16 protein-coding genes are annotated in these 14,615 nt (G+C 38.2%); 11 read left to right on the forward strand and 5 right to left on the reverse strand.

Going from position 1 to position 14,615, the window contains the following annotated elements:
- Positions 1-57 precede the first annotated feature (57 nt).
- Positions 58-546 carry a TspO/MBR family protein gene (locus ACF3N8_RS08100; protein WP_238102200.1) on the forward strand — a complete coding sequence of 163 codons (489 nt, stop codon included), beginning with the start codon at positions 58-60 and terminating at the stop codon, positions 544-546.
- A gap of 56 nt (positions 547-602) precedes the next feature.
- On the opposite strand, the gene ACF3N8_RS08105 is transcribed toward ACF3N8_RS08100, so the two are convergent.
- Positions 603-1,481, reverse strand: coding sequence for an AraC family transcriptional regulator (locus ACF3N8_RS08105; protein ID WP_009382474.1), 879 nt, complete (start codon positions 1,479-1,481; stop codon positions 603-605).
- A gap of 335 nt (positions 1,482-1,816) precedes the next feature.
- On the opposite strand from ACF3N8_RS08105, the gene ACF3N8_RS08110 reads away from it, so the two are divergent.
- A complete protein-coding gene (locus ACF3N8_RS08110; protein ID WP_017176505.1) occupies positions 1,817-1,993 on the forward strand; it encodes a hypothetical protein in 177 nt (58 codons plus the stop codon).
- 137 nt (positions 1,994-2,130) lie between these two features.
- Here ACF3N8_RS08110 and zwf read toward each other — a convergent pair whose 3' ends face one another.
- On the reverse strand, positions 2,131-3,615 hold the full coding sequence (zwf, locus tag ACF3N8_RS08115; protein WP_009382473.1) for a glucose-6-phosphate dehydrogenase: 1,485 nt from the start codon (positions 3,613-3,615) through the stop codon (positions 2,131-2,133).
- A gap of 149 nt (positions 3,616-3,764) precedes the next feature.
- On the opposite strand from zwf, the gene rnz reads away from it, so the two are divergent.
- Positions 3,765-4,682: a ribonuclease Z gene (rnz, locus tag ACF3N8_RS08120; protein WP_009382472.1), complete on the forward strand. Its 918-nt coding sequence runs from the start codon at positions 3,765-3,767 to the stop codon at positions 4,680-4,682.
- A gap of 336 nt (positions 4,683-5,018) precedes the next feature.
- Here rnz and proC read toward each other — a convergent pair whose 3' ends face one another.
- A complete protein-coding gene (proC, locus tag ACF3N8_RS08125; protein WP_392449814.1) occupies positions 5,019-5,831 on the reverse strand; it encodes a pyrroline-5-carboxylate reductase in 813 nt (270 codons plus the stop codon).
- A gap of 81 nt (positions 5,832-5,912) precedes the next feature.
- Between proC and ACF3N8_RS08130 the strand changes: the two genes are divergently transcribed.
- Both ACF3N8_RS08130 and ACF3N8_RS08135 read left to right on the forward strand, forming a co-directional pair.
- A complete protein-coding gene (locus ACF3N8_RS08130; protein WP_009382469.1) occupies positions 5,913-6,680 on the forward strand; it encodes an SDR family oxidoreductase in 768 nt (255 codons plus the stop codon).
- Between the two features lie 88 nt (positions 6,681-6,768).
- Positions 6,769-7,794 (forward strand): bifunctional UDP-sugar hydrolase/5'-nucleotidase, encoded by a 1,026-nt coding sequence (locus ACF3N8_RS08135; protein WP_238102199.1) that lies wholly within the window; start codon positions 6,769-6,771, stop codon positions 7,792-7,794.
- Positions 7,795-8,950: 1,156 nt separating this feature from the next.
- Here ACF3N8_RS08135 and ACF3N8_RS08140 read toward each other — a convergent pair.
- Positions 8,951-9,859 (reverse strand): aldo/keto reductase, encoded by a 909-nt coding sequence (locus ACF3N8_RS08140; RefSeq protein ID WP_238093444.1) that lies wholly within the window; start codon positions 9,857-9,859, stop codon positions 8,951-8,953.
- 90 nt (positions 9,860-9,949) lie between these two features.
- Here ACF3N8_RS08140 and ACF3N8_RS08145 point away from each other — a divergent pair, with 90 nt between their 5' ends.
- The 3 genes from ACF3N8_RS08145 (at position 9,950) to xerD (ending at position 11,954) form a co-directional block, all read left to right on the forward strand.
- Entirely contained in the window at positions 9,950-10,492 is a 543-nt protein-coding gene (locus ACF3N8_RS08145) for an NUDIX hydrolase (protein WP_009382464.1), read from the forward strand.
- A gap of 104 nt (positions 10,493-10,596) precedes the next feature.
- On the forward strand, positions 10,597-11,043 hold the full coding sequence (locus tag ACF3N8_RS08150) for a Fur family transcriptional regulator (protein ID WP_238093448.1): 447 nt from the start codon (positions 10,597-10,599) through the stop codon (positions 11,041-11,043).
- A gap of 23 nt (positions 11,044-11,066) precedes the next feature.
- Positions 11,067-11,954, forward strand: coding sequence for a site-specific tyrosine recombinase XerD (gene xerD / locus ACF3N8_RS08155; RefSeq protein WP_009382461.1), 888 nt, complete (start codon positions 11,067-11,069; stop codon positions 11,952-11,954).
- A 37-nt stretch (positions 11,955-11,991) separates the two neighbouring features.
- On the opposite strand, the gene ACF3N8_RS08160 is transcribed toward xerD, so the two are convergent.
- Positions 11,992-12,495, reverse strand: coding sequence for a DUF309 domain-containing protein (locus tag ACF3N8_RS08160; protein WP_009382460.1), 504 nt, complete (start codon positions 12,493-12,495; stop codon positions 11,992-11,994).
- Between the two features lie 93 nt (positions 12,496-12,588).
- On the opposite strand from ACF3N8_RS08160, the gene ACF3N8_RS08165 reads away from it, so the two are divergent.
- The 3 genes from ACF3N8_RS08165 to ACF3N8_RS08175 are packed head-to-tail and all read left to right on the forward strand — an operon-like array spanning position 12,589 to position 14,591.
- Positions 12,589-13,320: a ScpA family protein gene (locus ACF3N8_RS08165; protein ID WP_009382458.1), complete on the forward strand. Its 732-nt coding sequence runs from the start codon at positions 12,589-12,591 to the stop codon at positions 13,318-13,320.
- Entirely contained in the window at positions 13,307-13,855 is a 549-nt protein-coding gene (gene scpB, locus ACF3N8_RS08170; protein ID WP_017176506.1) for an SMC-Scp complex subunit ScpB, read from the forward strand. Before ACF3N8_RS08165 ends, scpB begins: the two co-directional genes overlap by 14 nt.
- Positions 13,848-14,591: a pseudouridine synthase gene (locus ACF3N8_RS08175; RefSeq protein WP_009382455.1), complete on the forward strand. Its 744-nt coding sequence runs from the start codon at positions 13,848-13,850 to the stop codon at positions 14,589-14,591. Before scpB ends, ACF3N8_RS08175 begins: the two co-directional genes overlap by 8 nt.
- The last annotated feature ends 24 nt before the right edge of the window (positions 14,592-14,615 follow it).

Consider the following 14,615-nt stretch of genomic DNA (forward strand, 5'->3'; position numbering starts at 1 on the left):
ACATTATTTCCATGCTCAATAGGGTATTGTACTATAAAAGACATAGGAAGTGTTAAAATGAAGATCGTTAAAGATCTAGTTAGGATATTTCTACCATTTGTAGGTGGTAATATCATAGGTAAAGTTATCGCTAATGAAACGAAACAAGACTATGAAGATTTTAAGAAGCCTCCCTTTGCGCCACCTAAAATCGCATTTCCAATCGTATGGTCGATACTTTATCTCATTATGGGTTTCGTGTATATGGCTATTCGCAAGAAAGATAAGGACTCACTTGATGTAATGGTCACACATTGCACACAACTTATTCTTAATTTCTCATGGACGTTACTTTACTTCAAATGGAAGTTAAGATTTACAGCCTTAATCGATAGTTTCCTACTATTAATAGCGGTAGTTGTTCAAACTGTCGTAGTCATTAAAAAGCGACCAATCATTGGCATGTTGCTATTACCATACGTTGTATGGAGTGCGTACGCAAGTTACCTTACAACAGGTAATTGGATCTTAAACAAAGACAATCCTAACTATAGTAACGATATCTAAAGAAAACGCCTTACTACACATGTAGTAGGGCGTTTCACATTTAATAATCCTTCTATTTAAATAATATCCTCATCCATACCTAAATTGTCCTTTTGAATTGGTACCCATAGTTGGGCTTTGGTGTAAGGGTGGTCGAATGATAGATCAAGTGGGTAGACTTCGACATATAAGCTATCACGTTCGTAAGGTAAATTAAGCTCTAATCGTGTCTCGATATAATGCCATGCTTCAGTGGTCACGTAATCAATTTCACCTTCTAAATTGAACATCGCATAGTGTCGCTCTGGAAGTAGACGACTTTCTAAATGATCGGGATAGCGTTCACTAGGTACGCCAATAAATAATTCTAAACCATTATCTAATGGGCAACTGACAACGAACAACTCGTGCGGGCTACAATCGTTATATTTAATAATGTCGTCTAAATCACCGCTCAAACTTAAGTCTTCGAGAAAGTCAGGAATCAAAAAGTGCTGACTTAAATCATCAGTAGGCACGAATCTCGATTGACCTACAAGTGAGATATCGCTTAAGTTTTCAAGTTTATAGCGGTAGGGTTTCTTTTCAGTTGCAGATAATTTAATATATAAACGTTTCTGTATATTTAATCGGTCTTGTTTGGTTTTAACTTGGATTGGTGAAATGTCATGATGTGAACTAAAGTCATGCGCGAATTGGTTCATATCTGGGTAACCAAAGCGTTTAGCTAAATCAATTAATCTACCACTTGTATGTAAAATTTCGTGTGCTGCTACAGTCATTTTTCGAGCGTAATGATAATCCTTAGGTGATAGCCCGAGTATCATTTTAAATGCTTGTTCTAAGTGATAGGGTGAAAGACCAACGTAATCACTGAGTTCTTGTAAATCGAAAGGCTCTAACAAACGATCTTCAATATACACAATCGCTTGCTGAAGTTGATTGATAACGTTCAAAATGTTCACTCCTAAAATCTAACTCGCATTAAGTTTACACTAAATTGATTTGAATTACACGTTGAATGGTTCTCGTTCAATTCATATATTTGGAAAGTATATATAAAAGCGTTTCATAAGTCAAAAATTATCGGTTGTTCGTTTCATTGCTTCTTCCTCTCTGAAAAGCCCTTTAAATATACACATGTTTCTTGAGTCGTTTTTATAGTAATACTATCGAACACTAAGGGTACTAAATACGACACTTAAGAACTTTTGAAAAATTTTAATCATTCATATGGTAATTTGATAGTGTAGATTTATTAACCTAAACGCTCTGAAGGGAGTGAAGAAGCTTGAATACGACGTTTTTAACGATGTTAATCGTAGTTATTAGTGTTCTAATTAGTTTCTATGTTACGAAGGGCTTTTTCAAAAGCAATAAAAGATTCTGGCTTCAAGTACTTGTGGCTGGGTTATTAGGTGGCCTGTTAACATTAGTACTGTATATGCTCTTTATACCACCTCAATGACGCATTACAATTGAGCAAATAGTTAACTGACCGTGTCTTGATAAGGGCACGGCCTTTTTAATGCGTGCATAAAAAACTGGCGATTGTAGTCGTATACAATCAGCCAGCGTTTATAAAATCTAATATTATATTGATGTTTATTGAATGTCGTCCCACCATTGGAACCCATCACGGCTTAGGAGTAGGTCACTTTCAAGTGGGCCGTTTGAACCTGCTTCGTAGTTAGGGAATTCAGGTTCTGTGTGTTCCCATTCTTCTTGAATGATATCAATGAATTTCCATGTTGCTTTTAATTCTTCCCAATGCGTAAAGTTTGTCGCATCGCCTTTAAGGCAGTCGAACAATAAGTTTTCATACGCATCTACAGTATTCATCTTATCATGAGCACTCATTGAGTAAGAAAGTTGTACTGGTTCTGTTTCGATACCTTGAACGTATTTCTTACCGTTTAGGTGGAATGACACACCTTCATTTGGTTGGATATTAATCACAAGTAGATTGGAATCTAAATGTTTATCACGTTCGTAATATAAGTTCATTGGTACTTCTTTATATTCTACGACAACTTGAATCGACTTACGTTTCATGCGTTTACCTGTACGGATGTAAAACGGTACGCCAGCCCATCTGAAGTTATCGATCATTACTTTACCTGAAACGAACGTAGGTGTCTTAGAGTTTTCGTCGACACGGTCTTCGTCACGATAGCCTTTGACTTCTTGGCCTTGAATCTTACCTTTATCATATTGTCCACGTACGAAGTTACGTTGTACGTCTTCTGGTTTTAGAAGGTGAAGTGACTTAAGGACTTTGACCTTTTCAGAACGAATATCTTCACTTTCTAGGCTAATAGGTGGCTCCATTGCGAGTAGTGCAACCATTTGAAGCATATGGTTTTGGACCATGTCTTTTAAAGCACCGCTTGATTCGTAGTAACCACCACGATCTTCAACGCCGAGTACTTCTGAAGAGGTTACTTGAATGTTTGAGATGTATTTATTATTCCATAAAGGTTCAAACATGGCGTTACTAAAACGTAGAACCTCGATGTTTTGTACCATATCTTTACCTAAGTAGTGGTCGATACGGTAGATTTCTTCTTCTTGGAAGGAACGTCTAATTTGTTCGTTTAACTCTTCTGCAGATGCTAAGTCACTGCCGAAGGGCTTTTCAATGACGAGACGCTTAAAGCCTTTCGTTTCAGTTAAACCTGAAGACTTTAAGAAATCTGTAACGGTTCCAAAGAACTGAGGTGCCATCGCTAAATAAAACATACGATTGCCTTCAAGTTCGAATTCATGATCGAGCTTTAAACTTAACTCAAGTAAGTTCTCGTAGCTTTCTTCATCATTCACGTCATGAGGTTGATAAAACACGTGTAACATAAATTTGTCTAAGTGTTTTGTATCTGCGACATGGGCTTGAATTGATTCTTTTACTTGAGTACGAAATTCATCGTTTGTTAATGATCTTCTTCCGATTCCGATAATGGCAACGTGGCTGTCTAAATTATCTTGTTGGAATAAATGGAATAAAGATGGAAAAAGCTTTCTATGACTTAAATCACCAGTCGCACCAAAAATGGTAATCAAACATGGAATTTGCTTATCAATTTTATTCAAGATTTAAAACCTCAATTCTAAATAAATATCTTTACTTATTATAGAACAAGTATAGGGGATAAGCATATACTTTGCTTTAAATTTTAATCGAATTGTATTATCTTTTTAAAGTGTTGATGTGATAAGATGACGTTAAGGGAGGCACTTACATGGAATTAGTATTTTTCGGAACAAGTGCGGGATTACCAACGAAAGAGCGTAACACCCAATCTGTCGCATTAAAACTTGATCCTTACCAGTCTGATGTATGGTTATTTGATGTCGGTGAAGCAACGCAACATCAGATTCTACATCATTCGATAAAGCTCGGTAAGGTGAGTCATATCTTTATCACGCATATGCATGGTGACCATATATTTGGATTACCTGGTGTGCTTACAAGCCGCTCGTTCCAAGGCGGTGAAGATAAGCCATTAACCATTATTGGGCCTAAAGGCATTAAATCGTTCGTCGAGATGAACTTGAAGTTATCACAGTCGCATTTAAATTATCCGATTGATGTGATTGAGCTTGATCACGAGATGGACCTTGTGATTAATGAGTTTCAAGTTACGGCGAAGATATTGAATCATGGTATTCCATCGTACGGCTTTAGAATTGAAGCGCCTAGTACGGTAGGTAAGTTAGACGTTGAGAAATTACGTGAGATTGGTATGGAACCTGGTCCGTTGTATCAACAGGTTAAGTCAGAGGATACGTTCTCATATAATGGTGAAATTTATCATTCAAGAGATTTCCGTGGTCCTTCGAAAAAGGGGCCGGTTATTAGTGTGCTTGGTGATACGAAACCGTGTTCGAATGAGGATGTGCTTGTAGAGAACGCGGACGTAATGGTTCATGAAGCGACGTTCTTAGATGGTGATAAAACGTTAGCGCAGAATTATCATCATAGTCATATTGATGATGTATTTGAATTAATGCAGCGCAATGATGTTAAGTACAGTTGCTTAACGCATATCAGTAATCGCTACACGATTGAAGATGTTGAAGAGATTGAAGCTGAGTTGAAGGCTGGCTTTAGTCATGATTTTAGATTCGTAAAAGATTTCGATGCGTATACGTTTTAATAGAAGTCATTGTGTGGCGCTTGTTTAGGATTAGCGCGTATGAATATTTATATAATGATAGCCACGGCGAGGTTGCCACGGCTATTTTTTATGTGGATAAGTTGGGCGGGGCTCCGGCACATCTCAAAGAACAAAGAAGACTTAGCTTCTTTGTAAGTTCAACCAACGAATTAAAAATTCGGGTTGAGCTTTATGCGTAAGCAAATTAACAAGCAAAGCAAGCCGGGGTTTATAATTGAACTAGTGACAGCATGAATTAGCCCCAATTAAAACAACCCAACTCATTCTATATGAGTTGGGCCGTGTAAGACGTTGAGAATCATCTCAACCTCAATATTATTCGTCGTTATTTGATAATTCTACGCTGCGGTCTACCGCGGCTTTTAAACAATCCTCAAAGATGCCTTGAATATCATGGTCTGACAACGCATTTAAACCTGCTTGCGTCGTACCACCTTTAGACGTAATGTTCTTACGTAATTGTTCCATGCTTAAATCAGAACGTTCGATCATCTTACTTGTACCGATGATTAAGTTACGGATTGATTCTTCAACTTCTGATTTCTCTAAACCTAAGTTTGTTCCAGCTTTCACATACTGTTCGAATACATGGTATAAGAACGCTGGACCACTACCTGTAATCGCAGTAACTTGGTGAAGTGAATCTTCATTTACTTCCATAACTGAACCGAATGCGTTGATTAAGTCATGTACTTCGCCTTTTGAAGTAGGGCCAAAGTTATTTGAGAAACTTATACCTGTAACTGAGTGACCTACGTGTGCGTTTGTGTTTGGCATAATACGAGCTATTGGATTACTTGTTCCAAGTTGTTCTCTAATGTAAGAAATCGGTAATCCAGCCATAATTGAGATAAACTTATTGTTATCGTTGATATATGGTCTGATTCTGTCAGCTAAGCCATCAAAGTCGTGCGGCTTAGTACCTAAAAATACATAGTCAGCGTCTTTTAATAGCTCCTCATTAGCGTAACTATAATTGACACCAAGTTCCTTGTTATACGACTTTAAGCGTTCTTCATTCGAACGATTCGTTAACAGGATATTTTCAGGTGGTACAATATTTGAGTTCACAATTCCTGTAAAAATCGCGTGTGCCATATTTCCAGCACCATAGAATACAATTTTCATACGGTATCTCACTTCCTCAATTTAGTTTTCTACTTTATATTAACATATTTCATGAAGTAAACTAGTCATGAGGTGATAAATATGGTTTCACAACACTTTATTGTGACCGGCGGAACGAGTGGTATCGGTCTCTCTCTCGTAAAAGCCCTTTTAAAAAAAGGTGTGAAAGTGACCTTAATCGTGCGCAATGTTGAGAAGGCGCAATGTCTTCAGGAAACGTACGGTTATTCAAAGGTGAATTATATACATTGCGATTTAAATGATATCGAATACATTAAAGAAATTTCAGGTGAGCTCGAACAATTTGCCCCGTACGACGGTTTTATCTACAGTGCGGGTATGGGCTACTTTAAATCAATTGAAGCACATACGATAGACGAAACCGTTCAAACGTATCAATTGAATTTAGTCAGCTTTTCCGTGCTTTATAAACTTATCAAACCTTATTTAAGATTTAATGCGCATATCGTCGGCATATCAAGTATGGCGGCCTTTTCGTCTCAACCCGCTGCAGCGCATTACGGTGCAAGTAAGGCGGGGTTTTATCAACTGTTAAACACGATTCGCTTAGAAGAACCGAATTATCACGTGCTCGTTGTGAACCCGGGTCCAGTTAAGACTGAGTTTCATGAAAAGGCCGACCCGACCTTAAACTATCAAAAGAAAGTTAAACTGATTATGTTGAATAAAGACAAGCTTGCGAAGCGTATTGTCAATGGTATTGAACATAAGAAGCGTGAGATTAATACGCCACGTTGGATGTATGTATTGCTTAAGATTTATCAATTAAATCCGGCATTTTTCGAGACTAAGTTTAAAGGGCTTTTCACATCGAAGCTGAATAAGTAGCCTTCACGACGACTTTATTGCGACTTAACATGGTGTTTACAATGGTCAGATATACTATTCTCATAAAGAGAGAAAGAGGTGGACGTTGATGCAACGTGTTATGAAAGTTATCGCGGTATGCGTGATGATGCTCAGTGTACTTAGTTTCGTGCCACAACAAGCTGACGCATCAGAGAAGTTAAAAGAGGGTGAAACATTTCATCTAACGGTATTACATAGTAATGATTGGCACGGTCATTTGGATGATACGACGAAGCTTGAGAATGGTAAGATGCATGAGAACAATGTTGCGAAGTACGCGACGAAGATTAAGGAAGTTAAGCAACAAGAAGATAACGTGCTTGTCCTTGATGGCGGTGACTTGTTCTTACGCGGTGAGTTCGAAAGTGCTGAAGGGGACCTTGAAACGAAGCTTATGAAGAAGATGGGTTATGACGGTTTAGTAATCGGTAATAATGATTTCCGCGTACATCCTGCCGGTATAGGTGACCCAGCACAACGTGATGCATTCTTAAAGAATTATCAAAAGAACGCGAACTTCCCGTTACTACTTGGTAACGTGATTGATAAAGATACGAATGACTATATGAAGATGACTGACCCGTATCATACGTATACGTTTAAGAAAGGCGTTAAGATCGGTGTAATCGGGTTAACGTCGATGAAACCTGAGAACCGTAAGTGGAACGATGTTAAGGATTTAGATTTCATCGAGCCTACCAAAGCACTTAAGAAATTAGTGCCTGAAGTAAGTAAGAAATCTGATGCGAATATCGTGTTGTCGCATGTTGGTAATAAAGGCGACCACGACTTAGCGAAACATCCTGGTGTTTCAGCTGTACTTGGTGCCGATACGCATAAAGTGATTAAAGGCGGCGCTGAATATGAATCTAACGGTCATGAAAACGTACCGATTACACAAGGCGGTGGCGAAGAGGAACATTACCTAGGTCGCCTGAACTTAACGTATAAAGTTAAGAACGGACAGCTAGAGCTTGTAGATTCTAAGGATAAGTTATACGATATCGAGAATGTCAAAGCTGATCCAAAGATTAAACATATGATTGATGAATATCGCGCTGATATGAAAGACGATCAAGGTCAAGCTGCGTAGGGTAATCTTTGGATGGTATGGCTTGCTGTGGTAAGCGGTGAAAAGCTGCTTGCCGCAGCTTTTTTGGTTGGTGCGGGGGACGGGCGGTCGTAGGGGTTGAGAGAATAGAAGCGATTGTATGAAATAATCTCAATTTGAAATTACAAGATTTTTGGAACGAGTAAATATAGCGGGTTTAAAATTACAAGACTACAGAAACATGTAAATCAAACGGGTCTAAATTTACAAGACTTTCGAAACGTGTAAATGAAAGGGCTTTAAATTTACAAGACTTCGAAAACGTGTAAATCAAAGGCCTCCAAATTTACAAGACTACATAAACGTGTAAATCAAAGGGCTCTTTATTTACAAGACTCCATAAACGTGTAAATCAAACGGGTCTAAAATTACAAGACTCCGTAAACGTGTAAATCAAACGGGTCTAAAATTACAAGACTCCGTAAACGTGTAAATCAAACGGGTCTAAATTTACAAGACTACATAAACGTGTAAATCAAAGGGCTCTTTATTTACAAGACTCCATAAACGTGTAAATCAAACGGGTCTAAAATTACAAGACTCCGTAAACGTGTAAATCAAACGGGTCTAAATTTACAAGACTCCGTAAACGTGATAAACCGACGCCCTCCGTTTATCAAGAAAGATGAAACGTGATAAACCAACGGCCTCTGTTTATCAAGAATACCGAAACGTGATAAACCGACGGCCCCCGTTTATCAAGAAAGCGGAAACGTGATAAATGAACGGCCTCTGTTTATCAAGAAAGAGAAAACGTGATAAATGAACGGCCTCCGTTTATCAAGAAAACGGAAACGTGATAAACCGACGGCCTCCGTTTATCAAGAAAGTGAAAACGTGATAAATGAACGGCCTCCGTTTATCAAGACTGCGAAAACGTGATAAACCGACGCCCTCCGTTTATCAAGAAAGATGAAACGTGATAAACCGACGGCCCCCAAAATTACAAGATCCCACAATCATGCAAACCTACGACCGCCCCTCAAAGCAGTCCAAAGAAGCCCATGCTTCTTTGACCCACATTTAAACTATTACTGAGCCAACTACACCAACCAAACCGCTATCAAAACCAACCTCATCAACCAATACAAAAAAGAACAAAGAAGCGCCGTGCTTCTTTGCTCCTCATTGAACCTGATTAATCTAAGTGATTCGTATACTCTAAGTCCTTAACACGATTACGTGCAGCTAAAACTTTATCTGCCTTAACAAGGTCTTCGTATTGCTTAACGTTCTGTTCGATTTGTTCTACTGAGCTAGCGCCTGTAATGATAGAGCCCATAGCGTTGAACGATCTTAAGTAGCTGAATGACAAGCTAGATAAATTATGGTCTACCTCTTTAATAGAAGCAATTGTTTCGCCTAACGTTTCGTAATCGTAGTCGAAAATACCATCTTTAAATTTACGGTCTAGCACGTCGTTGCTTTTCTCAGTGAGAAGACCTTTAAATACAGGACCGCGTGCAAGTACTTTCACTTCATTAGCATGAACTTTGTCCATCAGTGATTCAGGGCGATTGTCGATAAGGTTGAATTGAGACATTAACGTTTCAATATCGCTATGTTCAAGGTAGTAGTTAATCACATTCGGGCGAATAGACGAAATACCATAAGCTTTCACATAGCCTTCTTGTTTCAATTCATCAAAAGCACTAATCGTTTCATCTAACGGATCGTCAATCGTACCACCGTGTAGTTGATATAAATCAAGGTGATCGAGTTGAAGACGTTTTAGAGAACCTTTAACGCTTTCTTTAATATACTTTTTAGAAGGGTCCCAAAACGTTTCGCCATTATCTTTAAGATGATTACCGACTTTCGTACCAATCACGATATCGTCGCGGTCTTGGTACGGCTTCAACGCTTCACCGACAATTTCTTCATTAATCCCTTTATCATAAATGTCAGCGGTATCAAAATAGGTAATACCGAGTTCTAAGGCACGTTCGATAATTTCTGTAGCATATTTTTTGCCAGTACCTAAACTCATACAACCTAAGCCTAACTCAGAAATCTCAATACCGCTCTTTAAAGTATTCTTTTGCATGGACAAGCTCCTTTCGTTATCATTTACTTAATATGTATTCAGTTTATCATATGAAACAACTAATCTTAATTAAAAGGGAACGTGATGTAAATGTCTAACAATGAACCTACATTAAATAAAGAGGTCATTTATAATGGAAAGATTATCGATGTCGAGTTACACGAGGTCGAACTGCCTAACGGTAACACATCAAAGCGTGAAGTCGTGTATCACAATGGCGCAGTGGCAGTATGTGCATTAAATGCGGATAACGAGGTTATTCTCGTGAAGCAATTTCGTAAACCTCTTGAAAAGCCCTTAGTCGAAATTCCTGCTGGTAAGCTTGAAAAAGGTGAAGATCGTGAAGACGCAGCGAAGCGCGAATTAAAGGAAGAAACAGGCTATGAAGCAGAATCACTAACATTAATTGCAAATTCATACGGCACACCGGGCTTTTCAAATGAATTAATCTCAATATACATGGCAGAGGGTTTAACGAAAGGTGAAGTGGATTTAGATGATGATGAGTTTGTCGAACATATCACGCTTCCAATTGATAAAGTAAAAGAAGCCTTACAAAACCAGGAGTTTGAAGACGCTAAGACAATTATAGCTTTACAATACCTTTTATTAAATTATAATCATTATAAATAAAAGACAGAGATTTGTTGCAATAATTCTCATTAACTGGTAATTTATTAGATGTAAATTATTTAATTGAGAATCATTATAAACATTAGAAGAGGAGTGAGGCTTCCGTGGAAGAACGTTTAGATCGCGTGAAGCAACAATTACAACAATCATCATATAAACTCACACCACAACGTGAAGCGACTGTTACTGTATTAATTGAAAATGAGGCTGACCACTTAAGCGCTGAAGATGTTTATCTTAAAGTTAAAGATAAAGCCCCTGAAATTGGACTTGCTACAGTATATCGTACATTAGAGCTTTTAGCGGAATTAAAAGTGGTTGATAAAATTAACTTTGGTGATGGCGTCGCGAGATTCGATTTAAGAAAAGAAGGTGCCAAGCACTTCCACCATCATTTAGTATGCATGGAATGCGGCCGCGTCGATGAAATAGAAGAAGATTTATTACCTCAAGTTGAAGACAAAGTAGAGAAAGACTTTAACTTTAAAATTATTGACCATCGTTTAACATTTCACGGCATCTGTGATTCATGTCAACAAAAAGGTAAGTAACTTAGAGACGCGAGGTGCGATTCATGCAAGAGATCATTTCAGAATACTTAAAGTTCATTCAATTAGAAAAAGGCCTCAGCGACAATACAATAGGCGCTTATCGTCGAGACCTCAATAAATATCGAGAACTCCTTGAAGAAAAGAAAATCAGTCATATCGACTTTATCGACCGTAAAGTCATTCAGGACTGTTTACTCACATTAAGAGAACAAGGTCGCCAAGACAAATCGATCGCAAGGTTTACGTCTACAATTCGTAGCTTTCATCAGTTTGCCCTGCGTGAAAAGTACGCGGCTAATGACCCTACAGTACTTATCGAAACGCCCAAATACGAACGTAAATTACCAGACGTGTTATCGATTGATGATGTTGAAAGGCTACTTCAAGTACCAGACTTAAATAAGAACAACGGTTATCGTGACCGTACAATGCTAGAACTCCTTTACGCTACAGGTATGCGTGTGACGGAATTGATAGAGCTCGAAATCACGAACGTCAATCTACTTATGGGCTTTGTCAAAGTCTTTGGTAAAGGTGATAAAGAACGTATCGTTCCGTTAGGCGATACCGTGATTGATTATCTCGACACGTATATTGAATACGTGCGACCGAATTTGCTTAAGCAACATATGACGAACATTTTATTTCTCAACACGCACGGTAAGCCTTTAACACGACAAGGTATCTGGAAGATTATGAAACAGACTGCTTTAAAAGCAGGTCTTAAGAAGAATTTAACGCCGCATACGTTAAGACATTCGTTTGCGACGCATCTCCTTGAAAATGGGGCTGACCTACGTGCTGTACAAGAAATGCTAGGTCATTCAGATATTTCAACAACACAACTTTATACGCATGTCTCTAAATCACAAATTCGTAAGATTTATAACGAATATCATCCGAGAGCATAGAAGAACCGAGCAATCCACGTTGCTCGGTTTTTTTATATTATTTCTCCTGATGTCGTTGTCGGTAGGCTTGATCTCGAGCGTCGACAACGGGTTGACGATCTCTTTTTAAATGATGATGAACGATATAGTGATCCTCGATAGGTGTCATATTGTTCTGAAAGGATGGGTATTTCTGCATTAACAAACGTTGAAAGGTTTCTGTTAAAGGCAGACTTATCGGCGCATAAGGCTTTTGCTGATGGGAAGCTTCAATGAGATGATCGAGTGTTTCGAGATATGCATTGATATCGATACCTAGCAGTTCTTGATCCTCAACGCCATCAATCACATGCTTAGCCTTTCTAAAAGAACGGTAAGCGCCTTTATAGTTATGTCGTCGATAATGATAACAACCCGTCGCAAGCAGGATAAGTGACACGACAGGATCGTCTTTAGTGAAGCTTTGATTGTCTTTCCAAGCTTCCTCTAAAATATCGTGACATAAAAAATAATGTCTTGAATGATGAAATTCGTAATAAAATTCTAATAAAGCATCCTTCATAAAACATACTCTCCAAAATTTATTGTTCTTAACAAACATGCTATAATATTTTATTGAAATATGCATTCAACTTGCAAAGATGAAGGAGAAACTATGTACGAAGTTAAATTAGATGCCTTCAATGGACCACTCGATTTACTATTACATTTAATTAAAGAATTTGAAATCAATATTTATGATATCCCCATGAAATCACTTACTGAACAATATATGCAGTACATCCATGCGATGAATCGCCTTGAAATCAATGTTGCAAGTGAATATCTCGTTGTTGCGAGCGAACTTCTCATGATTAAAAGTAAAATGTTATTACCTCAACACGACGCTGATGACCTTGAAGAAGAGGACCCGCGTGATGACTTAGTAGAACGTTTGATTGAGTATCAGAACTACAAAGAATATACGGAAATTTTAAGTCAATATAAAACAGATCGCGAACAGTATTTCTCAAAGCCACCATCTGACTTATCACACTTGGAATCACAAGAAACGTGGGATGAAAATGAGACAATCGATTTAACGGAACTTATTATCGCGTATCAGCGTATCAAAAACCGTGTCGCGCTATCTAAACCAACTACGGTTAACGTCCATAAAGAAACGTTTACCATTCAAGAAGCAACTTCTAAGTTTAATGACCGTTTAAAAGAACACGAATCTTTTAATTTCTTCCAACTTTTTACGTTTAAAGAAAGTTTAGAAGTTGTCGTCACACACTTTCTTGCCATGTTAGAATTGTCTAAATCCGGTATTATTAATATCGAACAAGAGAAGAATTTTACCGATATTGAAATCTTTAGAGGTGTAAACTATGAGCATTCCTAATTCAGGCATCCTAGAAGCCTTGCTGTATACGGCAGGCGACGAGGGGTTAGATACGAAACAACTATGTGAGATACTTGAAATAGATGAGCAAACATTACTTCAATTAGTCGAAGATTATAGCCGTGAAGGGCTTTTGATACAGAGATATGGGTCGAAGCTTGTCTTAACAACGTGTGAGGCTGCGAAACCCTACATTGAAAAGCTCATTGAGCGTTCTTCAAAGATGAAATTGTCACAAGCTGCTATGGAAACGTTATCGATCATTGCGTATAATCAACCTGTTACACGAAGTGATATTGAAATGATTCGTGGTACGAATTCAGATGGTGCCGCTAAAACGTTGATTGCTAAAGGCTTGATTGAAGCTAAATCAGAAGAACAGTCCCGAAGCCAACAATTATATACAACGGATTTATTTTTAAATGTATTTGGTATAGAACATATAGATGAGTTGCCAACGACGGATGAAGATGAAGAAGAAATTGAATCATTTTTCAACAATCTCGTAAATCAGAAAGGAGAACATAATGAGTAACGAACTTGAAAGATTACAAAAACGTATCGCTAACAGTGGTTATACGTCACGACGTAAGGCAGAAACGCTTATTGTCGAAGGAAAGGTACAGGTGAACGGTGAAACGGTCACAGAACTTGGTACAAAAGTAAAAGAAAGCGATGAGGTTAGCGTTGAGGGCGTGCCTTTAGAGCTTGAAGATAAAATATATATCCTCTTTAATAAACCAACGCAAGTAATTACTAGTGTATCTGATGACCGTGGTCGTACGGTTGTGACAGACTACTTTGATGATTTAGAAACACGCATTTATCCTGTAGGTCGCCTGGATTACGATACAGGTGGCGTGTTGCTTTTAACGAATGATGGGACATTCACAAACTTAATGACGCACCCACGTTATAAGATTAAGAAGAAATATGTTGCGAAGCTTAAAGGTTATTTAATGCGTGAAGAAGTTGCCCAGCTTGAAAAGGGGATTAAACTCGATGACGGCATTACACAGCCTGCAGCAGTGAAGATCAAGCGTCAAGATAAAGAGAAGGATACCACACATGTTGAGATTACGATTTCAGAAGGGCGGAATCGCCAAGTTCGACGCATGTTTGAATACTTTGGTCATAAAGTGTCTAAGTTAACACGTATTCAATTTGGTCCCCTCGATTTAAAAGGACTCAATGCCGGTGAAGGACGCGTATTATCACCTCACGAAGTTAAAACATTACGTCAATTAGCCGAAAATGGTAGTTTAAAATAGCGCTTACAAAGTTTGATAAATTTT

Source organism: Staphylococcus massiliensis (assembly GCF_043186315.1).
Taxonomy (GTDB): Bacteria; Bacillota; Bacilli; order Staphylococcales; family Staphylococcaceae; genus Staphylococcus; species Staphylococcus massiliensis.

Bases quoted from the DNA above. Each gene is read 5' to 3' on its own strand.
- ACF3N8_RS08100 (WP_238102200.1), top strand. From the start codon at position 58: ATGAAGATCGTTAAAGATCTAGTTAGGATATTTCTACCATTTGTAGGT.
- rnz (WP_009382472.1), top strand. From the start codon at position 3,765: ATGGAATTAGTATTTTTCGGAACAAGTGCGGGATTACCAACGAAAGAG.
- proC (WP_392449814.1), bottom strand. From the start codon at position 5,831: ATGAAAATTGTATTCTATGGTGCTGGAAATATGGCACACGCGATTTTT.
- ACF3N8_RS08130 (WP_009382469.1), top strand. From the start codon at position 5,913: ATGGTTTCACAACACTTTATTGTGACCGGCGGAACGAGTGGTATCGGT.
- ACF3N8_RS08135 (WP_238102199.1), top strand. From the start codon at position 6,769: ATGCAACGTGTTATGAAAGTTATCGCGGTATGCGTGATGATGCTCAGT.
- ACF3N8_RS08140 (WP_238093444.1), bottom strand. From the start codon at position 9,859: ATGCAAAAGAATACTTTAAAGAGCGGTATTGAGATTTCTGAGTTAGGC.
- ACF3N8_RS08145 (WP_009382464.1), top strand. From the start codon at position 9,950: ATGTCTAACAATGAACCTACATTAAATAAAGAGGTCATTTATAATGGA.
- xerD (WP_009382461.1), top strand. From the start codon at position 11,067: ATGCAAGAGATCATTTCAGAATACTTAAAGTTCATTCAATTAGAAAAA.
- ACF3N8_RS08160 (WP_009382460.1), bottom strand. From the start codon at position 12,495: ATGAAGGATGCTTTATTAGAATTTTATTACGAATTTCATCATTCAAGA.
- ACF3N8_RS08165 (WP_009382458.1), top strand. From the start codon at position 12,589: ATGTACGAAGTTAAATTAGATGCCTTCAATGGACCACTCGATTTACTA.
- scpB (WP_017176506.1), top strand. From the start codon at position 13,307: ATGAGCATTCCTAATTCAGGCATCCTAGAAGCCTTGCTGTATACGGCA.
- ACF3N8_RS08175 (WP_009382455.1), top strand. From the start codon at position 13,848: ATGAGTAACGAACTTGAAAGATTACAAAAACGTATCGCTAACAGTGGT.